The 18,749-nt window shown below is 33.3% G+C and carries 25 protein-coding genes; 8 read left to right on the top strand and 17 right to left on the bottom strand.

The features are described 5' to 3' along the window. Positions 1 to 10: 10 nt before the first annotated feature. On the top strand, positions 11 to 832 hold the full coding sequence (gene coaW, locus ORL93_RS02615) for a type II pantothenate kinase (RefSeq protein ID WP_265958581.1): 822 nt from the start codon (positions 11 to 13) through the stop codon (positions 830 to 832). A 98-nt stretch (positions 833 to 930) separates the two neighbouring features. On the opposite strand, the gene ORL93_RS02610 is transcribed toward coaW, so the two are convergent. The 7 genes from ORL93_RS02610 to ORL93_RS02580 form a co-directional block, all read right to left on the bottom strand. Then, positions 931 to 1,236 carry a hypothetical protein gene (locus ORL93_RS02610; protein WP_018780678.1) on the bottom strand — a complete coding sequence of 102 codons (306 nt, stop codon included), beginning with the start codon at positions 1,234 to 1,236 and terminating at the stop codon, positions 931 to 933. 64 nt (positions 1,237 to 1,300) lie between these two features. Beyond that, on the bottom strand, positions 1,301 to 3,649 hold the full coding sequence (gene helD / locus ORL93_RS02605; RefSeq protein ID WP_097794928.1) for an RNA polymerase recycling motor HelD: 2,349 nt from the start codon (positions 3,647 to 3,649) through the stop codon (positions 1,301 to 1,303). Between the two features lie 211 nt (positions 3,650 to 3,860). Beyond that, positions 3,861 to 4,367 (bottom strand): 2'-5' RNA ligase family protein, encoded by a 507-nt coding sequence (locus ORL93_RS02600; protein ID WP_265958579.1) that lies wholly within the window; start codon positions 4,365 to 4,367, stop codon positions 3,861 to 3,863. A 37-nt stretch (positions 4,368 to 4,404) separates the two neighbouring features. After that, positions 4,405 to 4,872 carry a CcdC family protein gene (locus ORL93_RS02595; protein WP_098017709.1) on the bottom strand — a complete coding sequence of 156 codons (468 nt, stop codon included), beginning with the start codon at positions 4,870 to 4,872 and terminating at the stop codon, positions 4,405 to 4,407. 51 nt (positions 4,873 to 4,923) lie between these two features. After that, positions 4,924 to 5,583, bottom strand: coding sequence for a DUF4052 family protein (locus tag ORL93_RS02590; RefSeq protein ID WP_033794338.1), 660 nt, complete (start codon positions 5,581 to 5,583; stop codon positions 4,924 to 4,926). 2 nt (positions 5,584 to 5,585) lie between these two features. Beyond that, on the bottom strand, positions 5,586 to 6,461 hold the full coding sequence (locus tag ORL93_RS02585) for an ABC transporter ATP-binding protein (RefSeq protein WP_018780683.1): 876 nt from the start codon (positions 6,459 to 6,461) through the stop codon (positions 5,586 to 5,588). Continuing rightward, positions 6,458 to 6,835, bottom strand: a complete 378-nt coding sequence (locus ORL93_RS02580) for a GntR family transcriptional regulator (protein WP_265958578.1) — start codon at positions 6,833 to 6,835, stop codon at positions 6,458 to 6,460. Before ORL93_RS02580 ends, ORL93_RS02585 begins: the two co-directional genes overlap by 4 nt. Positions 6,836 to 7,480: 645 nt before the next feature. Between ORL93_RS02580 and ORL93_RS02575 the strand changes: the two genes are divergently transcribed. Genes ORL93_RS02575 through ORL93_RS02555 form a run of 5 tightly spaced genes read left to right on the top strand, consistent with a single transcriptional unit; the run spans position 7,481 to position 8,304 of the window. Next, positions 7,481 to 7,621: a YrzI family small protein gene (locus tag ORL93_RS02575; protein WP_098160240.1), complete on the top strand. Its 141-nt coding sequence runs from the start codon at positions 7,481 to 7,483 to the stop codon at positions 7,619 to 7,621. 27 nt (positions 7,622 to 7,648) lie between these two features. Further along, on the top strand, positions 7,649 to 7,792 hold the full coding sequence (locus tag ORL93_RS02570; RefSeq protein WP_265958577.1) for a YrzI family small protein: 144 nt from the start codon (positions 7,649 to 7,651) through the stop codon (positions 7,790 to 7,792). A 30-nt stretch (positions 7,793 to 7,822) separates the two neighbouring features. After that, positions 7,823 to 7,966, top strand: a complete 144-nt coding sequence (locus tag ORL93_RS02565) for a YrzI family small protein (RefSeq protein WP_265958576.1) — start codon at positions 7,823 to 7,825, stop codon at positions 7,964 to 7,966. Positions 7,967 to 7,995: 29 nt separating this feature from the next. Next, the gene (locus tag ORL93_RS02560; protein WP_003198148.1) at positions 7,996 to 8,136 is read left to right on the top strand and encodes a YrzI family small protein; all 141 of its coding nucleotides are present in this window, start codon (positions 7,996 to 7,998) and stop codon (positions 8,134 to 8,136) included. Between the two features lie 27 nt (positions 8,137 to 8,163). Further along, positions 8,164 to 8,304, top strand: a complete 141-nt coding sequence (locus ORL93_RS02555) for a YrzI family small protein (protein ID WP_016115193.1) — start codon at positions 8,164 to 8,166, stop codon at positions 8,302 to 8,304. Positions 8,305 to 8,581: 277 nt separating this feature from the next. On the opposite strand, the gene ORL93_RS02550 is transcribed toward ORL93_RS02555, so the two are convergent. Continuing rightward, positions 8,582 to 8,827 carry a hypothetical protein gene (locus ORL93_RS02550; RefSeq protein ID WP_265958575.1) on the bottom strand — a complete coding sequence of 82 codons (246 nt, stop codon included), beginning with the start codon at positions 8,825 to 8,827 and terminating at the stop codon, positions 8,582 to 8,584. 202 nt (positions 8,828 to 9,029) lie between these two features. Next, positions 9,030 to 10,115 (bottom strand): AI-2E family transporter, encoded by a 1,086-nt coding sequence (locus tag ORL93_RS02545; protein ID WP_018765716.1) that lies wholly within the window; start codon positions 10,113 to 10,115, stop codon positions 9,030 to 9,032. 151 nt (positions 10,116 to 10,266) lie between these two features. Here ORL93_RS02545 and ORL93_RS02540 point away from each other — a divergent pair, with 151 nt between their 5' ends. Then, a complete protein-coding gene (locus ORL93_RS02540; RefSeq protein ID WP_003207379.1) occupies positions 10,267 to 11,094 on the top strand; it encodes an HNH endonuclease in 828 nt (275 codons plus the stop codon). A 229-nt stretch (positions 11,095 to 11,323) separates the two neighbouring features. Here ORL93_RS02540 and ORL93_RS02535 read toward each other — a convergent pair whose 3' ends face one another. From ORL93_RS02535 to ORL93_RS02510, 6 genes are all read right to left on the bottom strand, one after another. After that, positions 11,324 to 11,416, bottom strand: a complete 93-nt coding sequence (locus tag ORL93_RS02535) for a putative holin-like toxin (protein WP_001289320.1) — start codon at positions 11,414 to 11,416, stop codon at positions 11,324 to 11,326. 148 nt (positions 11,417 to 11,564) lie between these two features. Further along, positions 11,565 to 12,626: a hypothetical protein gene (locus ORL93_RS02530; RefSeq protein WP_265958573.1), complete on the bottom strand. Its 1,062-nt coding sequence runs from the start codon at positions 12,624 to 12,626 to the stop codon at positions 11,565 to 11,567. Between the two features lie 14 nt (positions 12,627 to 12,640). Further along, entirely contained in the window at positions 12,641 to 13,120 is a 480-nt protein-coding gene (locus tag ORL93_RS02525) for a tetratricopeptide repeat protein (protein WP_224796282.1), read from the bottom strand. Beyond that, positions 13,098 to 13,901: a Cof-type HAD-IIB family hydrolase gene (locus ORL93_RS02520; RefSeq protein ID WP_018780686.1), complete on the bottom strand. Its 804-nt coding sequence runs from the start codon at positions 13,899 to 13,901 to the stop codon at positions 13,098 to 13,100. The genes ORL93_RS02525 and ORL93_RS02520 overlap by 23 nt, the downstream gene beginning before the upstream one ends. A gap of 16 nt (positions 13,902 to 13,917) precedes the next feature. Continuing rightward, positions 13,918 to 14,631 carry a phosphopantothenoylcysteine decarboxylase domain-containing protein gene (locus ORL93_RS02515; RefSeq protein WP_097794931.1) on the bottom strand — a complete coding sequence of 238 codons (714 nt, stop codon included), beginning with the start codon at positions 14,629 to 14,631 and terminating at the stop codon, positions 13,918 to 13,920. 3 nt (positions 14,632 to 14,634) lie between these two features. After that, complete coding sequence (locus tag ORL93_RS02510) at positions 14,635 to 15,441, bottom strand: AAC(3) family N-acetyltransferase (RefSeq protein WP_018780688.1); 807 nt, start codon at positions 15,439 to 15,441, stop codon at positions 14,635 to 14,637. 330 nt (positions 15,442 to 15,771) lie between these two features. Between ORL93_RS02510 and ORL93_RS02505 the strand changes: the two genes are divergently transcribed. Next, positions 15,772 to 16,500 (top strand): CPBP family intramembrane glutamic endopeptidase, encoded by a 729-nt coding sequence (locus ORL93_RS02505; protein WP_097794932.1) that lies wholly within the window; start codon positions 15,772 to 15,774, stop codon positions 16,498 to 16,500. 106 nt (positions 16,501 to 16,606) lie between these two features. Here ORL93_RS02505 and ORL93_RS02500 read toward each other — a convergent pair whose 3' ends face one another. Beyond that, on the bottom strand, positions 16,607 to 17,821 hold the full coding sequence (locus ORL93_RS02500) for a GNAT family N-acetyltransferase (RefSeq protein ID WP_018780690.1): 1,215 nt from the start codon (positions 17,819 to 17,821) through the stop codon (positions 16,607 to 16,609). Between the two features lie 120 nt (positions 17,822 to 17,941). Beyond that, positions 17,942 to 18,670 (bottom strand): histidine phosphatase family protein, encoded by a 729-nt coding sequence (locus ORL93_RS02495; protein ID WP_018780691.1) that lies wholly within the window; start codon positions 18,668 to 18,670, stop codon positions 17,942 to 17,944. Positions 18,671 to 18,749 lie beyond the last annotated feature (79 nt).

Genomic DNA, 18,749 nt, shown 5'->3' with positions numbered 1-18,749 from the left:
GAGTACAAGAATGAAGAGCGCTGTCGGTATTGATGCTGGTGGAACATTAACGAAAATTGCTTATTTTAATGAAAACAATACATTGCATTTTAAAAAATTTTACTCCTATGAACAAAACAAAATTAAAGATTGGTTACATAATCATACACATATTAATAGATTATCTATAACTGGTGGTAAAGCCGAACAGTTACAAACATTATTTTTAGAAAAATACACTATAGAGTATGTTGCAGAATTCGATGCCACACTTGCAGGCGTTCATTACCTCATTAATAAAGAAAAACACTTTATCAATAACTTTGTTTTAACAAATATCGGTACAGGAACGTCCATTCACTATGTCCATAACAAAAAATATATCCGTGCTGGTGGAACTGGCATTGGCGGAGGGACAATCACGGGGTTATCAAAGCTGTTAACAAACATAGATTGTTTTGAAGAAGTCATTCAACATACAAAACTAGGATCTAGACAGAATCTCGATATAACAGTTGGAGATATTTATAGCGAGATTCTATCTCCTATTGATAGTAATTTAACAGCTAGTAATTTCGGAAAAGCTGCTATGAGTGAAGCGGATTATAACAACCCCGATTTACTCGCTACCCTTCAAGGTCTTGTTGGTGAAGTAGTTACTGCATTAAGCCTTCAATTTGCAGAAGCAAAAGATATTGATCATATCGTTTATATTGGATCTACACTATCAAATAATACACATCTACAAGAAATTATAGGTAGTTATACTTTGTATCAAAATAAAAAACCTATCTTCTTAGAAGATCACGGTTTTAGCGGGGCTATTGGTGCTTTATTGAGTGCGGTAAAATAAATATATTACAAAGAAAAGAGCCTCTGTGAAAGAGAAAACATGAGTCAAAATTTCACATAATAAAAAAGCTGGTTTTTAGACCAGCTTTTTTATTTGAACTATAGCTCTACATATCCTTTTTCTCCACCAAGATATTGAAAACGATTTACACCAAACGCTTGCGCTACATATCCTCTCATCGCTTCAAACCCTTCACCAAAATAAGGAATAGGGTTTTTCAAAAACGAGATTGTTTTTTCCCCATCATAAATTTTAGCTTTTATTATATCTTTGTCTGAATGAAACGATATATATATTCCCTTATAATAATATTCATAATATCCCTCTTCATCCTGTTCACTCTTGTCTTCAAAAGGTATACATTCCATTTTATAAGTATCCCCATTAATATTTATTAATTCCATGTAATCCGCCCCTTTAAGGAAAACTTAGGTACATTAACATGTAACAACCTCTTTTATTCCGCTTCTATATTTTCTTGTAACAATACGTTTTTGGAGAAACAGACTGTAAAAATTCATTCATCTCCCCTACAGAATAAATATATAACTCATGCATCGCACGCGTACAAGCGGTATAAAATAACTTACGTTCACTTTCTCGGCTGTATTTTTCCTCTGATGCATCGTAGATAATGACCGCATCAAACTCTACCCCTTTCGATAAATACGATGGGATAATCAAAATACCTTCATCAAACGAACTCGTTTCTTTCTTAATGAGGCGAACTGGTAATGATGTTTGTAGGGCATAGTACGCTTCTTCGCTTTCTTCCGCTGTTTTACAAATAACCGCGATTGTTCTGTGACCACTTTGCTTCAAGTGTTCGATTTGGTCCACAATCTTTTTATGATGAGCTTCTCCTTCTTTCACTTCTGTTATAATCGGTTGTTTTCCTTCACGCTGAAACGGTTCAATTTCATCACCGTCAATTAACTGCTTCGTAAATTCAATAATTTGCTTTGTAGAGCGATAACTACGTGTAAGAACAATTTTTTCACTTAGTTCTTCCCCATACAAGGTACTTAACTGTGAAAATTCATTCTCTGACGCATGTTCATAAATGGTCTGATTAAAATCGCCTAGTATCGTCATTTTTGTATGAGGGAATATTCGTTTTAAAAATGCATATTGAAATGCAGAATAATCCTGCGCTTCATCAATAAATATGTGCTGCACAGATGTATTTTTTTGTAATTCTTCTAGTTGGTCTTTCATGTATAAATAAGGCGTTGCATCTTCATACGCCATATAAAAACCTTGCATTTTTTCTATTGTTTCTCCGCATATTTCATCCCATTTTTGTGGTAATTTATATTCTTCTACAAGTTGCTTAGCAAACTCGGGATCTTTAAATAACTGTATATAGAGTGCTGATGTATGAATAAATTGTAATTTTTTCACACGTCTTCGGAGCGGTTTAAAATATTTTTTCACAACAATAGCTGCTAACATATTTTGTTCACGTTCAAAATCATCAAACGTACCATCGGAATATTCTTGTCTTTTCTGTAATTTCCGATGAACTTTTGCGTATGTTTCTTTATCTAATAACTGTACTTCTTCTTCCACCCAAAGTTTTTTTCTCTCTATTTTTTCTTGCTCCTTCAGCTCCTTTAACAACCACTCAGAAATTAACTTTATTCGATTCGGAATCCGTATTGAAGGATCAAATTTATAAAATTGTTCTTTTATTTGTTCTTTAGAGATTAATACTTCCCCTCTAAATTTTATATCTTTAAATAACATACCTTCTCGTTTTAAATAAGATACATACTGATCTACTACTTCAATAAAATCAGAACTTGCTTTATATCTAATCCCTTCTAATCGTGTTTTATAACTCTTTTCTTCCATTCTTGTCAGTACATATTCCATTTGTGTAAATGGATCTTCTAATTCAAATTTCTTATCAATATGACGCTCTAAGTATTCTTGGAATGTCGTTTGCTTCATATTGTCTTCACCAAGTTCCGGCAATACTGTAGATACATAGCTATTAAACATCGAGTTTGGAGAAAAGAGAACGATTTGATCGGCGTGTAATGTCTCTCGATAACGATATAATAAATATGCAACGCGCTGAAGAGCTGCCGATGTTTTACCGCTTCCTGCAGCTCCTTGAACAACAAGTAAACGACTCTTTTCATTCCGGATAATTTGGTTTTGTTCCTTTTGAATTGTTGAAACGATGCTTTTCATTTGTGTATTGGCGTTATTTCCTAATACTTCTTGTAACAATTTATCGCCAATCGTCACTCCTGTATCAAACATACTTACAATTCGACCATTCCGTATAACATATTGCCTTTTTAATGTCATCTCACCCGAAATCGTATCATTAGGTGCTTCGTATTTAGCTCTTCCTACAGAATAGTCATAATACAAACTTGATATAGGGGCTCGCCAGTCATACACAAGAAATTGTTCTGTCTGTTCATCGTAGAATGAGTGAATACCAAGATAAATAGCATCCTCACTTTTTTCACCGTCTTCTAAAAAATCTACCCTTCCAAAGTATGGTGATTGCTGTAATCTTTGTAATCCTTTTAGTTGATTGTAAGCATGGCGGTGACTTTGCTCTCGTTCAGATAATAACTCTGCTTGTTGTTTGATACTTGCTGCCGTTTCGATAGCCTCTTCTGTATTATCAACATTCACAGTTACATCGTCCCAAAAATGTTTTCGAATCTGGACAACATCTTTTGTTGCTGCACTTGTATATTGCTCTAATGTATCAATATGTTTTTCAATCTTTCCAACTACTTCTTTCACACGATGTTGTTCCTGTTTCCACTCTTGACCTGTTTTCCCCATATTGCCACTCCTTATCAACTAATCGTTCTGATGCTCATTGTTTGATGCTATAACAAATTCAATAAAAAGTTTGACAAACAAGCAATTAATTTGTTATAATTAAATTGGGTAATTATTGAGTTTTCGCAAAAATAAACGATGAGCGTTTTTCCATTTTAACACATATATATGAAAAATCAATAAAAAGGAGATACAAATTTGTATCTCCTTTTTATTTTGGAAGTTCCACTTCAAATTCTATTATTGATTCTCCGTCTTCTCCAATACGTTCAACACTTACTTTTTCAATTATACATTGCAATCGCGTGCTTAATTTCAGCATCTTCTCTGCGATTTTTATTGCCCGTTGTTCATTTTCTTTTCGTCCAACTGTAACGTGTGGTATATAAGGTATATCACTTCGCAAAAATTCCGTCAAAGGCCCTTTGTATAACTCATCATGTAACTCCCTTACCTGTTCCCTTCCCTTTTCAACATGTAAGAACAAGTACTCACCTTCATGACTTATTCGATCAATAAGCTCAATTTCTATTGGATGAATCCCTTGCAATTTCCGGGCTATATGCGCTCTTAGTTCATCATTAGAAAGTGCACTTTCAAAAGGAAACACAAGTGTAATATGTGGTTGAATGAATCCAAATAAAGGATCATGCTTTTTTCTAATTGCTTCAATTTCATCTATTTGCGCCTCACCTAGAAAAAGTAAAATAGTACGCACTCTCCACCCTCCCTCCAACGAAACAAAAAACTCAGCTCTATGAAACTGCACGAAAAACTTTTCTAAACTTCATATAACAAGCAATTCTCCATGGAACTATATAAGAAATCGCAACAACATAAAACAATAACCCTATCATTTGCTGATCCAAATCAATTATATATTGCCTAGAAACGTACCTTAAAATTACAATCCCAATAAAAGTAATGAGAAAAGCTACACTTTTCTTCGTATAGACATTCCCATCTTCTCTTCTCTCATAATTTGTAAGTATAATAAGTGGAATCGCGAAAAGAATTCCAAATAACATCGCAAAGCCAATGTATACTGCAGCCGGATGAATAGGACCAAAAAACATTAAAATTCCTGGTGATAAAAAAAGCAATGGTAATAAAATTCGCTTACCATTTCCCTTTATCGGTCTATGCATAGAGCGATAACGCCGCCATAAAATCAATAATGCAATACATAAAAACATCGTTATTAACGAAGATGTATCTCCCATATGTTTGCCTTCTCTCCTAAAATATTTTATCTAACACTACTATACAATTTATTAAACCGTTTGTTCTAAAGAAATTTTCCGAATACATATGCCACTAATCACAAAGTAAAACACAATTAGCCCACTGGAAATGATTATGAACGAAGGTATATTCATCAAAACTTCAGTTTTTGTAAGGGTCAATTTTAGTCCACTGTCATAACATACGCTTGTTAAGCCTATAAAAAAGATTGAACCAACTCCACATCCAATCCAGTTAAATCTCTGCTGAAAAATAACAATTCCTTGAAAAAGACTCGCTATAGTAACATAAAGTAAAAACTGTACAAAAAACTGCTCAATTGAACCTCCTATCAAACTAGCACTTTCCACACGATAAAATAAGTCCTGTAAGAAAACCATTTGAAACAGTGAAAAAAGCGCTGATTGTAAAGCAATATAACAAACTGATCCAATGAAAAACTGTAACCTTGTTGTCCCAAACGAAACAGCTAAGCGAAATACATCTAGCTGTATAAAGAAAGTGCTCACTACAATAAAAAATATAATGGCAATAGAAGGATTGTTGAAAACATCTTGTAAAAAGCCAACTCGTATATCTTTTATATCTATTAAACTCGTTGAACCTTTTATGATTAACGCTACAATCCAAAATATTAAAATAGCTTTATAATGATAATTAATGTGTAATTTCAACTGATTCATTAGCATCTTCACTTTACGTCACCATCCGTTATATAAATAAATAATTTCTGAAGCGACACTCCCTCAATTTCTAACTCTTCACTTTCAAGATATTTATAGTCTTCTTTAGAAAGCTCTCCCCATATAACACCAATCCTTTTATTTCCAAACAATTCTCGGTATACAACATTTTTATTTATCATAAATTCATCCACTTTATCTTTTCGCCCTGATATGTAATGGCCTTGCTGTAATAAATCTTCAACTGCTGATTGAACAACTACTTCTCCTTCTTTCAAAATCAGCACATCTTCTACAACATGCGCTACCTCTTCTACTAAATGCGTTGATAAAATAATTGTTCGGGGATGATTGCCATAGTCTTCTAACAACATACTGTAAAATAATTCTCGGTGCGCTGCATCCAAACCGGTAGTCGGCTCATCAAAAATGGTAATAGGTGCCCTACTTGCTAATCCTTTAATGATTCCGACAACAGTCTGCATGCCATGTGATAATTTATCGTACTTTTGGTTTACATCTATTTGAAACTTTACTGCAAGTTCCTCCGCAAACTTCTGATCCCAATTTTTATAAAACATGTTACATAACTTAAAAATTTCTTTCACTTTATAATTCGAATAAATCTCTTCTTTCACTTTTACAAAACAAATATTTTGTAATGCATGACTATTTTCATACACATTTTCATTAAATATTGATACACTACCTTTACTTGAAACGATTTGTCCAGTAAGAAGGTGAAGTAGCGTTGTTTTCCCCGCTCCATTTCTACCAAGCAAACCATATATTTTATGCTCTTCCAATGAAAAGGTTAATCCATTTATAGCCATCTTTTTCTTATATTGTTTTGTCAATTCTTCAGTTTTCACTACAATTGTCATTCTTTTCCCCCCTTTGTAACCATTTGAATCATTTTGATTAGCTCTTCTTTAGAGATTTCAAGTACCTCCGCTTCCTTCCACACTTTAGGCAAAAATTCATTCCTAAAAGCACTTTGTCGCTTCTTTAGTACCACTTCCTTCGCTCCCTTTGCAACAAACATCCCAACCCCTCTCTTTTTATATAAAATACCTTCATCGACTAACAAATTTACTCCTTTCGCCGCTGTCGCCGGATTGATTTGCAGCAATTTTGCAAATTGATTTGTTGACGGAACCTTTTCTTCTTCAAGCAGTATTCCCTTTAAAATATCCGACTCAATGGTTTCTGCAATTTGTATGTATATTAACTTATTTTGTTCAAGAGATTGTTTCATACCTTCCCCCTTAGGTTCATAGGTTCATTACTTATGTAATTAACCATATCACAAGAATATATTTCCATTCAATATTTTTCCATAATTTTTTCGCAAAAAAGAAGTATCATACCTTAAAGAATGATACTTCTTTATAAAACCGTTGTATTTTCTATACTGAACCTCAAGTTCTTTTCATTCAAACCATTTTGACAAAAATCAAACTTCTTTCCCTTTAATAATTTTGTTCGATCTACTACCTGTCCTAAATGATAACTTGTATGTTCAATACCTTATCAAAACTTCCTTTCAAAACATACGCATTTTAATCAAAATTAAAAATTTTCATTTTTTATGTTTACAATTATCCATTAATTGTATATACTTACTAACGTAAGAAAAAAATTCTAAAAGGAGGTCGAATAAAATGATGAAATTACAATTACATGTTGCATCTATTTTACAATTAAATATGAATTCGACCACCCTAATGGAGAATTGAAAATCGTTCGGTATTTTCTTTAATTAGCAAATTCGCTACAGGAGGTCGTATACTTTCCTGTGGCTTTTTCATGCCTGTCACAGGAGAATTATATCTTCCTGTGGCTTTTTTGTGCGATTTTTTAATCTCTAACACTATTTCTTTTCGGAAGGAGCAAATATTCAATGACTTTTCACGTACTTTTTTTCAGTATTACAATCCAACGAAAGCAATTATCTGAAGTTGAAATGTTACACGATCAACACATTAAAAAGACTATGAATGACATAAAGGAGCGTCAATGTCCTTACAGTAGTCACCTGTAATTCCTTTACGAAAGGAGGAATTCATTTATGGCGATTCATATTTTCTTTTTTACGTTTGCTCTTCAGAAAAAATCTTTATCTGAAACTGAGATTTTACGTAAACAACAATTAAAAGCGATTACGGACGAAGTAAAAGATCGCAAGAGTTCTTATTATAATCAAATGTATTAAAAATTAATTTATAAAAGGAGCAATCTTCTGATGAAATTTCGAGTATTCTTTTTAACCATTACTGTTCACAAAAGTAAAGTCTCTGGAACTGAAATTTTACAAGAACAGCAAATCAAAAAAATGATGGATGAAGTGAAAGAACGTCAAATTTCTTATTACAACCATATGTACTAAAAATTTATATAAAAAGGAGCAATCACCTTATGAAATTCCAAGTTTTCTTTTTAACGATTACAATTCACAAAAACAAATTTTCCGAGTTCGAAATGTTACACGATCAACACATTAAAAATGCTATGGATGAAGTGAAAGAACGTCAAGTCCCTTATTGTAGTCACCTATAATTCCTTTACGAAAGGAGGAATTCATTTATGAAATTTCATGTTTTCTTTTTAACGATTACCATTCAAAAGATGCGATTATCTGAAGCTGAAATTGTGCAAGAACAGCAATATAAAAAGATTATGGATGACATTCGAGATCGTAGAAGCAAATATTATACACATCTATAATGATGCGATTTAAATCTTATGAGAGGAGAGGATTAAGATGTTAATGACGCGTTGTAAAGAAATGATTTGGATTATTGAGAGGGATTCCACATAGTCCAATGTATGATATTTTAAAAGGCTATTTTTTTCAAATAAACACGAAAAAATCACACAATAAAAACGCCTAATTCCCATTTAAAACTAGGTGTTTTTATTGTGATACCTAAAGTTAACTTTCATCCTCATTTATAACAAGATAGTAATTTTCTCTAGTATTCCCACGTCTTCAAGTAATCTTTTAAATCATGCGGATGAACTTTCGCACAGCCCCCACCCCAATGCGGGTATATACTTGTGCAATTACCTCTTCTATTAATCTTGAGTTTTCGACCTTCAAATCGTTCAATTGCGAAAATGCCGTAAATAACGTCTCTGTGTCTAGATTATTTGGTGAGGAACAAAATGCGTATGTAAAATCATAAAATAATGACCCCACCATCGGCGAAGGATCAATAATTCCATTCAACACTTCATGCTGAAACAAAAAATTATGAATACTGGCGTCATCATGCAAAAAATATTTTTCTTCTTGATCTTCCCATTTTGATCAGGAATGAACAAAAGCTATCACTTTCTCATTGTCTTCTTTTGGTAATACGCCACTCGTGATACCTCCCCTCTATAAAATCAAAAAAGATACATCGCTTAACAAGCAATGTATCCTTCTTGATTCATATGAATTCTTTTTATTTCCGATTATTTCTTTTCATCTTAAATAATCTCACCAAGTTTGAAACAACTGTTTTTGTCACAGCGTAAGCTGGTACTGCTAAAATCATCCCAACAATACCCGCGAAATTACCTACACCAAGAATTAACACAATAATTGTTAAAGGATGGATATTTAATTTCGAACTCATAATACGCGGTGAAATGATGTTACTCTCAAATTGTTGTACAATTGTTACGATAACAATTACCCAGAATGCTTGCATTGGAGATACAAATAATCCAACAATTACAGCTGGTGCTGCCCCAATAAAAGGTCCTAAATTCGGGATAATATTTGTAAATGCCGCTATAATACCTAAAACAAAAGCATATGGCAAATCAATGATGACATATCCGATAAATGTAAATGCACCGACGAATAAACAAACGAGCGCTTGCCCCTGAATATAGGCAGACAACGTTTCACCTGTTTCTTTTATAATACGAAGTCCTTCTTCACGATACGACTCTGGTAAAAAACTAACAGCTTTTCCTGGAAATGCATGACCATCTTTAAACATGTAAAACAAGATAAATGGTACTGTAAATACGACTAATGCAACGTTTGTAATAATACCGAATAAAGCCGTTGCACTCGACGTTATTGTATTGGGTATCTCTTTTAAATACTCAATTGCGTTTTTTTCAATCGTTTCAATTGATACATAATCTTGTGTAGCCAGCCATTCAAATAGCCTATGATGAGATAATTCTTGTATGTATACTTTCCCCTCTTTAATATATGTTGGCATGTTTTTCACTAGGTCCATTAGCTGCTGTGAAATCGTTGGAACGACTACACCAATTGCAACTGCTGCCAGTGTAATGATAAAAACATATAACAACAATATCGCTAAACTTCTAGGAACTTTTTTCGCCTCTAAAAACACTAACACTGGATTAAAGATGAAATATAAAAACATAGCGATTAAAATCGGGAAAAATAAAGTGGAAATGAATATGCCAATCGGTTGAAATAAAAATGATATTTTTGTGCAAATAAATATAATTCCTACAACCATTAGCACTTCTAATGTCCAAAAGTGCACTTTCGATTTCAAAAAAACGTCCTCCTTTAAACTAGCACTTCCCTATATTGTATCAAAACATCCATGAATTTTACATGCTATTTTCACCTTCAATGTTCCAAAATGCGAATAAATACACTACAATGAGATTACATACAAATTTGCAGGGTAAAAGGTGATAAATATGACGCAATGTATTATTTGCAGAAAAGAAACGAAAGAACTTAGTGAACAACATGTTATCCCAGAGATTTTATGTGGACATTATTTTACAAATTCAATTTGTGATACTTGTTATGAACATCTCATAACAAACGTGGATCGACCATTAATTCGGCATAAACTGATTCAATATAAAATCGAACAAATGAAGCAACAAATTGATTCTCCTCTTTATACGAATGAATATGGTCAAGAATTAGCTGCGGCAGAAACTGAAGAAGTTGAAACAAACGATGAAATATACTACTCTAATGAATTAATTATGAAACTATGTAAAAAACATGATATTTCATTACACAATGAAATTTGGAAAGAAGAGCGCGTAACAAAAGTAGCAAGCTCAATTCAACGTGAATTACTTTTAGATAACCGTAAATATAAAATGAGTATCTTAAAAATGGCTTATACATTCGCAGTACATACAATTGACGGTTATTTTAATGATCCAGATGCGATTGATATTTCTACTATTATATCGAATGTTGACTTTATCGAATTAAAAGAACGAAGCATTGTTCGTGATCTAAGTAAAAGTTCATTGTGGAATACCCTCAATACAACTAGCGATAATCACTACTTTATTTTATTAAGTGACAAAGATGGTCTATTCTGCTTCATTCGTCTATTTGATATTTTTGATGTTGTTGTCCATCTTTCTAGAAAAAAATATCAACTTCCATCTCCAATTGTTGGAGTGAATGATATAGAAAAACAAGAATTCTATATTGAGAATTTAAAACAATACATGGATAAGTTATTTAAACAAAAAAGCCCAAAAACTCATATCTAATTACAAACCAGAACATACGGTCTCCTTTCTTGATGAAAAGACACTATGCTATAATGAGTATGAAAAGAACAATACAATCACATAAAACAATTATAAATTGTATATAAATAAAAAAGACTAGTGTGCGGCTACACACCAGTCTATGTAACTTAGCAGATTGGATTGTTCATTTATCCTATTTGTTTCTTACAAACGAGACAACCCACATTCTATTGGCATAGGTGGGTTGTTATTTTTTGAGCTTGTCAATTAATACGACAACAAACGTTAACAATGCAACGAGAAATAATCCACCTTGCAGTAACAACGCAATTTCACTCATTTATTATCACCTCCCTTCTATCCGGAGAAGTGATAATTGAACAACCAACCATACCATAAGTTACCTCTTAATTTTATCATATTTTCTAATCTTTTACGATGAAAACCGGCAAGTCTCTCGCTTGCCGGTTTTACTGATTCCTATTCTTTTATTCTCCATCTTGCACTAGTTTTCCAACAATCGCTTCATAAAATTCACGCTCATCATCCACATTTACATGTACACGATTCACCTTTTTGGTAAACCCATATAATAACTGCGCTGTTAACGGCTCTTTTAATTTTATTTCAAAAGTAGCCGGTTCCTTTATAAATTCCATTACCGTTGCTTCGAATACTTCTTTTCCTTCTTCCTTCGTTAATACCTCGCCTTTATAAAATGTAATCTCCTTTATTTGAGTAAATGGGATTATGATTTTCTTCCCAAATCCAACTTGGATAATTACTTCCATTTCCGTCATCATATATGGATTCGTACGAATTGCTTGTATCTCAGCTAAAAAATAAAGAATTCCATATATATTTACAATAAGTAAGCCCCAAGCAACTACCTCATTCCACTGATGAAGTAAATAATGAAATCCAATTGATTCAATTAATGTTGCGTGAATCAGCATAATATAAAACGGGATTGCTCCGCTCTTTTTATGATATGAAAAAACATGCTGACTTTCCGGCATCTTTGTACGCCACGAAAATAAAGCGTAGTAAAATAATTTACATTCCGAAACAATAACATCTACTACAGTATTTCTTTTCAACACAGTATCAAAGGCTTTATCAATTGCAAAGGAGAATGATGGATATTCGTTCTTATATTGTTTATAACATCGTATAACCGTAGGCAAAGCTCTAGCAATCTTATACAGCATAAATAACTCTAAACCTATAAACGCAATTTCTCCTGCCACTAAAATATAAGAAACAAACGAAAACGACTGTAAATAATCGCTTGGAATAACAAATCTTGCGGCAATATAGCCTGCTATTACAACTGGAAATATATAAGTTAACGAATAGCGTTTACGTATAATAAAGAAATACGTAATGACTGGAATGACAATAAGAAAATCTAACAAGGACCCTAACACCATTTCCTTCGGTACAGCGGGTACAATAGGAAGTGTATATGCTAGATAATTTGATATTACAATTAAAGCTATAAAACCAATCGAAATATTTCTTCTTTTACGTGAAATGGATTTACTCATATAATCCCACCTTTTTATTTAAAAATCTCATTAAGATGATCTTTATAGAACAAAATAGCTCGTTCATATTCTTTTACACCTTCTAGTTTTACAACAGTTTCAAGCAATAATTTCATTGCTTCTTCATATTCTTTAATGTTATATTTGGCAATGGAAAGAAATACTTTCATGGTATCATTGTCTGGAAACTGTTTGATTCCAGCTTCTAACGTAACAATCGCTTTATTATATTGACCAATACAGCGATATGTGCTACCGAGTCCAATATATGCCCCACATAATGATTCTCCTTTAAGTCCATTTACAATTGCTTTTTCGTAAAATGGAACAGCTTCTGTTTCAAGTCCCATTACATCATGTATACAAGCGCATTCATAGAGGACTTCTGGATTTTGAGTAAAGTTAGTTAACCCAATGAGTATGTCCCTTGCTTGTGCATATTTTTTTTCATTCCGAAATTGAATCGCTTGCTCAAATAACTGTTTCACCTGCATCGCTCCTTATTTGATCCAGAATAGATGCTACACCATGCTCTTCATTACTATCCGTAATATAATATGCTAATTCTTTTAACTCTGAAATTGCATTTTCCATTGCAATTGGATAACCACATTCTTGGAACAAACCGATATCATTCCAATCATCACCAAATACCATGACTTGCTCTGCACTTATCTCTTGCCTTTGGCACCAATTTAACACAGCATTCTCTTTCGAAACATTATGCCCCATAATTTGGACAAGCTGATTTTGATCTGTACAAATTACATTTACTTTATGTCGAAATTGTTCTTCTAATTTCTCATGATGAGAAAACGAGTGTAACAGTATTTTAGATACAGAGCGTTGCTTCATTTCTTCATTTGTAATCACAATAGGCTTTGTTGCTGTTATAAAATTTGTTTTTATATTTTGATTAATGTAACATGTATCTTCCACCTCAATAGCGATGAAAGAATCAGGTTCCTTCTGCGTAACAAAATTGATAATTTCTGCGGTATACATAGCATCAATTGGGTAATGGTAATTCATTTTTGTTATTTGATCCCGTAATAGAGCGCCATTGTAATACACCATCATGCCAATATTCTGTAATTCCTTGGGAAGAAACTGCTTTACAGAACGAGGAGCTCTTGCTGTCGCAAAAATGATATGTATACCTTTTCTATGGCAATCCATAACCGCTTTTATATTTCTCTCTGATACCTTCTTTTCGTTATTTAATAATGTGCCATCTAAATCTAATACAATAACTTTTATATTTTTAAAAAGCATAAGCTCCTCCTTCTATTTACATATGACCAATACTTATTTCGTTTACACGATTACACAAATCTTCTAACCTGTTTACAATCTCTTTCGCTGTTTCATCTTTCCCTTCACAAACCCAAACATTGCCATCTTCTCCAATCACATGATGAATGGCTGCATGTGAATACAGTGAATGCGGAGAATTTGCTATCATCAGATTTGCTTTTGCCTGTTCCATTCTTTCACTTGCTCGTTGGATTAATCCAGCTTCTGTGACATCGCTTTCAAGTTTAAATCCAACTAAAATCGTTTCCGGATCCCATTGTTTAATTTGTTTTAATATTTTAGGTGCCTTTTGAAAATAAACGATTGGTGCTATATCACTCGAAATCTTCCCATTCTTATCAAGTTCATTTCCTTCTTGATCACAAATTTTATCAACAATCCAATCCGATCCAGCTGCCGCCATAATCACAGCATCGATTTTCTCATGTGTAATGATACTTTTCATTTTATCTTGTAAATCAATAATACCTTCAAATGGATGTAATTCTAATTCGCTATTTGTAGCATTCGGTTTTTCAGCAAAATAACCATGTAAGTATATGACATGTGCTCCTTTTGACATCGCTTCTTCAGCAAGAATTTTTCCGATTGTACCTTTTGCTAAATTCGTATGACCACGTACTTGATCCCATTTTTCTAAACAGCCACCACTCGTAATTAAAATCTTTTTCCCCTTCATCATAACCATCCCTTACTTATTTTTCGAACGAAACCATTGTACACCAAAGTCAACAATTTCTCGTTGTTTCATTAATCTACACGTTGCATTTCCCACTTTACCAATTGTTACAGCGTTTATATGTTCAAACTCTTTTCCAATCTCAACAAACAAGTCAGAATCATAGTCCATTTCATCGAACTCTTTCCATACTCTGACACCGTTTTCTATAATAGGCGCCCCCACTTTCACCAATTCACGTGCACCTGTACGTATTTCAGATAAGTGAATCGATGTATTAGAATCGTAGCCTACACCTATCAACAATACATATCCATCTAAATCATATATTTTCTTTAGTGGTGAGTACTCTCCAAAACTAATTGAAAGTGAATGCTCCGCTATAATAGCCTCCGCATGTTTCCCCCATGCAGCAAAACTATTTAACGGATGCTTACTACGTTTTACATTTGGATATGTACGAAAACATTCTACAACTTTCCCCATCGCGCGTGTTGGAGTTATATCCGGATGAAACGCTGGAACATTGTCTCGAATAATTTGCCACCAGTTTTCTGGAACGGGTGGCCTTAGCCAGTTTTTCGGATCAGACAAATCCGACGTTTGAGTTGGCATGATAATCGTACCTTCTTCAGTAATTACATTCATTAAAGCTTCAACTACGGCGACGGCCCCACCAGATACCCAGCCAATTGAGCTCAAAGAAGAATGGACGATCACTGTCATTCCTGTTTTAAGTCCTAATGCCTGTAAATCATTCGATACAGTTTCAATTGTATTTGGTAATTGCGTTTCTGCCACAATGTCGTTTATTTTCATGATTACTCCCCCATAAGGTTCTCTCTACGCTTATAAACTATCAAATTGAATTTTAAATCTCATCAATATATTATCATATTTTTCTTAATTTTTAATCCAAACGCCAAAGAGACCTCCTAAAAAATTCTGTTCATACTGACTTATGTATCCTAGACAACTGAACCATAGCACTACTCCATATACACTTGTATTATTATGGTAAATATTATACAATAAAACCGACTGGTCGGTCTATAAAAAGAAGAATTATGAAAGACTATCACAACTTTGCATAGCGTCAACATACATAAAAGGTCTTTCTTAGTCTATTTTCAAGGGAGATGAAACCATATGTTCAACTGGATCTTTGTATTCAGCATTGCTATACCAGGAATTGTTACAATGAGCTTAGCGGAACAAAAAATAAACAAAAAGTTAGAAAACACTCCAGAAACACCCTCTATCTACCTAAGTCTTTTTATCCATACTCTACTCGTTTTACTTTTTTCCGGAATGGGTGCATTTTTCTTATCAAAGATCCAAGATGGAAATATTATTTTACCGAGCAACATTGGTGAAGCAGTTCTAATTGGAGTAATTTGCTCCTTCGGACACGTTATTATATATTATGGATTCTTTAGAAAAGTTATTGATAAAGAAACGTTTCTACAAATTGAACATCAGCGCCATAGTGTAGGATTAGGAGCCAGAGTCCTATATGGCGGAGTTGTTGAAGAAATCATCTTCCGGTGGGGTCTTATGTCACTTTTCATCACGTTGATGAGTTTTTTTCATGCTGTCACTCAGATTATTGTAGTTCTTGGAATTATCCTATCTAGTATTCTATTTGCAGTCACACACTTTCTAGGTGTAAAAGGAATGAAAAAATCAAGATGGCTATATTCTTATGCTGTATTAGGAAATTTGTGGGTAGGTATTTTTTGTGGCTGGCAATTCTGGTCGAATGGTTTAATTGCCGCTATCATTGTTCATATGCTTTTCCACCTATTATTGTATCCTTGTGAACTGTGGTATCGTAAAAAGCTAGGGAATGATGAAACGACTGCTGTAAACATGTAACATTTTTCTTGCCCCATTAAAGGTGCAATAATTGAACATGTATGAATTACCTACATATGATAAAAGCCCCCTTTTGTATTCACTTTAGAAGAAGGCTTTCAATCGTTTAAAAATAATCAAAAAAGCATGGCGGTGAATCCGGAATTAAATTCTCAAGCACCTCTATCATTTCATGACTTCCTTTTATTCTTCCGATATCATACAAAAATGCAGGGCTTTTATAACTTAATAACATAGTTGTTAATGTTTGAATCGTTAAGGACATTCCCTCCATATTATTTGGTTCTTTCTCATATGTTATATGTAATTGTTTGTCATAATCCCACTTTAAAGAAAAAGTCCCTTTATTCCACTCCAACATTGGATCATCTATATGTAAAATTAGCTTTTCATTTTTTACATGTTTAAATGGATATTGTTTCAGAAAACCAACTACATCGACAATTCTTCCCATATAGTAAGGGGCGATTGTCTGTTTTATTTCACTATCTTCAAGTAAGAAAGCAACCGGTTCATGAACGCATGTCTTTCCTTTAACATAATACACCATTGAAAAGTGTGCACTAATGAAATTCCATAACCCTCTTCTCGCCTCTTCATTTAAGTAAATCATTTCTTCTATATAAAACTTCTCTTCAAGGACACGATAAAATAAATAGCCATGTGGAATATCTTCATCTGTATAATAAATTGCTAATTGCAAATCAATTGTTTCCTCACGAAATCGTTCTTCCCATGCAAGTGTATTTCGAACCATCGCTCCATTTGTTTTTCTAGCAAACTCATCATAAACTTTTTCTTTTTCTTTACTTTTCAATTCAACTCGCCTTACTCGGCCACTAATGTTTCCACGATACTTAGGAAGCTGTGTATCTTTAATTTGGTATTCGATGATATCAGAAATAATTTCCCAGCCTTTTTTGCGATAATAAGGAATCGAGTAAGGGAACAAATAAGAAATATATTGTCCATTTTCTCTCATCGTTTTTAAGCTTTCTTTCATTAATGAGTTCATTAATCCATGCCCTGCATATTCTGGATATGTACCAACTCCAGTAACTCCTCCCATTTCATAAATCACACCATGGATATTTATTTGGAATGGCAAAACAACAATTTGAGAAATTAATTTATCATGATCAAACCAGCCTAATGCAGTCCCTGGCTTTAATTGATGGCTTTTCTTTTGTACCATCTTTTCTTCATCATTAATCATCTTTTTAGAAACTTGAAACACATATTTCATTAAGTTTGAAAACTGATCCACTTCACTTTCCTTAATAGGTCTCATAATCAAACCTTTATAATACTTCTCATTCATTTTCATATGCTCCTTTGTAACACAAACTAAAATATCATATTATTTTTATCATTTAGTTAGTATATACAAAAGATAATGAAAACACGCATACAGCATTATCAAGACTGTATGCGCGCATTTTTATAATTCCACAATTTCTCTTCCTTTTTCAGCATAACTCATATCGCCAACAGATTCGACTTTATATGCCCCATCTTTATAGAGAATTTTAGTGACACTTGCATTTTCTACTCCCATTTTTGTTTTACTACTATCAAGCATTTCTACTAATGTAGTGATCATCAGTCCATGAGATACGACTAAAACGTTACCTCCTCCATCTTTAGCGGTGTCTTCACTAATTTTATCGATTTCTTTTTTTATACGAGTTGAAAATACTTCCCAATTTTCAGCTTGTTTCGTAGTGTCTGCTTCTGCAATGAAATTCGTAATTTCTTTAATAGAGAACTTCATTAATTCAGATACTGCTTTAACACCAGCAGTATCTTGCATAGCCTTCCACATATTTTCAATCTTATCGCCTTCAAAAATCCCAAAATTCAATTCACGTAAATCTTTCCGTTGTTCAAATTTTAACTTTGATTGTCCACTATACTTTAGTACTAAGTTAGCAGTTTCAATTGCACGGCCACTATCACTACTATACGCATCAACAAAAGGTATATCTTGTAGTCCATTTCCTAAACCCTTCGCTATTTCAATGCCCTTCTCTACTAATGGAGAATCTGCCCAGCCTTGTACACGTTCACTAGTGTTTAACATTGTTTTTCCATGTCTAGTAATATATAACGTAACGGTATTATCCTTGTTATTATTTGTTAAGTTCATATCTTTTTCCATATTCATCATTCATGTCTCTCCCTTTAGAGTAATCCATTGCTTGTAAAGTCACTGCTTCTTATCGACCAAAACTTAAAAATCTACTTCC

Origin of the sequence: Bacillus sp. DHT2, assembly GCF_026241455.1 — a bacterium.
GTDB classification, from domain to species: domain Bacteria; phylum Bacillota; class Bacilli; order Bacillales; family Bacillaceae_G; genus Bacillus_A; species Bacillus_A pseudomycoides.
This window is presented reverse-complemented; position numbering and strand designations above follow the sequence as displayed.

What these genes read in the sequence shown, in the direction of transcription:
- coaW (WP_265958581.1), top strand. Translation starts at nt 11, where the DNA reads ATGAAGAGCGCTGTCGGTATTGATGCTGGTGGAACATTAACGAAAATT.
- ORL93_RS02610 (WP_018780678.1), bottom strand. Translation starts at nt 1,236, where the DNA reads ATGGAATTAATAAATATTAATGGGGATACTTATAAAATGGAATGTATA.
- helD (WP_097794928.1), bottom strand. Translation starts at nt 3,649, where the DNA reads ATGGGGAAAACAGGTCAAGAGTGGAAACAGGAACAACATCGTGTGAAA.
- ORL93_RS02595 (WP_098017709.1), bottom strand. Translation starts at nt 4,872, where the DNA reads ATGGGAGATACATCTTCGTTAATAACGATGTTTTTATGTATTGCATTA.
- ORL93_RS02590 (WP_033794338.1), bottom strand. Translation starts at nt 5,583, where the DNA reads ATGCTAATGAATCAGTTGAAATTACACATTAATTATCATTATAAAGCT.
- ORL93_RS02585 (WP_018780683.1), bottom strand. Translation starts at nt 6,461, where the DNA reads ATGACAATTGTAGTGAAAACTGAAGAATTGACAAAACAATATAAGAAA.
- ORL93_RS02580 (WP_265958578.1), bottom strand. Translation starts at nt 6,835, where the DNA reads ATGAAACAATCTCTTGAACAAAATAAGTTAATATACATACAAATTGCA.
- ORL93_RS02575 (WP_098160240.1), top strand. Translation starts at nt 7,481, where the DNA reads ATGACTTTTCACGTACTTTTTTTCAGTATTACAATCCAACGAAAGCAA.
- ORL93_RS02570 (WP_265958577.1), top strand. Translation starts at nt 7,649, where the DNA reads ATGGCGATTCATATTTTCTTTTTTACGTTTGCTCTTCAGAAAAAATCT.
- ORL93_RS02565 (WP_265958576.1), top strand. Translation starts at nt 7,823, where the DNA reads ATGAAATTTCGAGTATTCTTTTTAACCATTACTGTTCACAAAAGTAAA.
- ORL93_RS02560 (WP_003198148.1), top strand. Translation starts at nt 7,996, where the DNA reads ATGAAATTCCAAGTTTTCTTTTTAACGATTACAATTCACAAAAACAAA.
- ORL93_RS02555 (WP_016115193.1), top strand. Translation starts at nt 8,164, where the DNA reads ATGAAATTTCATGTTTTCTTTTTAACGATTACCATTCAAAAGATGCGA.
- ORL93_RS02540 (WP_003207379.1), top strand. Translation starts at nt 10,267, where the DNA reads ATGACGCAATGTATTATTTGCAGAAAAGAAACGAAAGAACTTAGTGAA.
- ORL93_RS02535 (WP_001289320.1), bottom strand. Translation starts at nt 11,416, where the DNA reads ATGAGTGAAATTGCGTTGTTACTGCAAGGTGGATTATTTCTCGTTGCA.
- ORL93_RS02530 (WP_265958573.1), bottom strand. Translation starts at nt 12,626, where the DNA reads ATGAGTAAATCCATTTCACGTAAAAGAAGAAATATTTCGATTGGTTTT.
- ORL93_RS02525 (WP_224796282.1), bottom strand. Translation starts at nt 13,120, where the DNA reads ATGCAGGTGAAACAGTTATTTGAGCAAGCGATTCAATTTCGGAATGAA.
- ORL93_RS02520 (WP_018780686.1), bottom strand. Translation starts at nt 13,901, where the DNA reads ATGCTTTTTAAAAATATAAAAGTTATTGTATTAGATTTAGATGGCACA.
- ORL93_RS02515 (WP_097794931.1), bottom strand. Translation starts at nt 14,631, where the DNA reads ATGGTTATGATGAAGGGGAAAAAGATTTTAATTACGAGTGGTGGCTGT.
- ORL93_RS02510 (WP_018780688.1), bottom strand. Translation starts at nt 15,441, where the DNA reads ATGAAAATAAACGACATTGTGGCAGAAACGCAATTACCAAATACAATT.
- ORL93_RS02505 (WP_097794932.1), top strand. Translation starts at nt 15,772, where the DNA reads ATGTTCAACTGGATCTTTGTATTCAGCATTGCTATACCAGGAATTGTT.
- ORL93_RS02500 (WP_018780690.1), bottom strand. Translation starts at nt 17,821, where the DNA reads ATGAATGAGAAGTATTATAAAGGTTTGATTATGAGACCTATTAAGGAA.
- ORL93_RS02495 (WP_018780691.1), bottom strand. Translation starts at nt 18,670, where the DNA reads ATGATGAATATGGAAAAAGATATGAACTTAACAAATAATAACAAGGAT.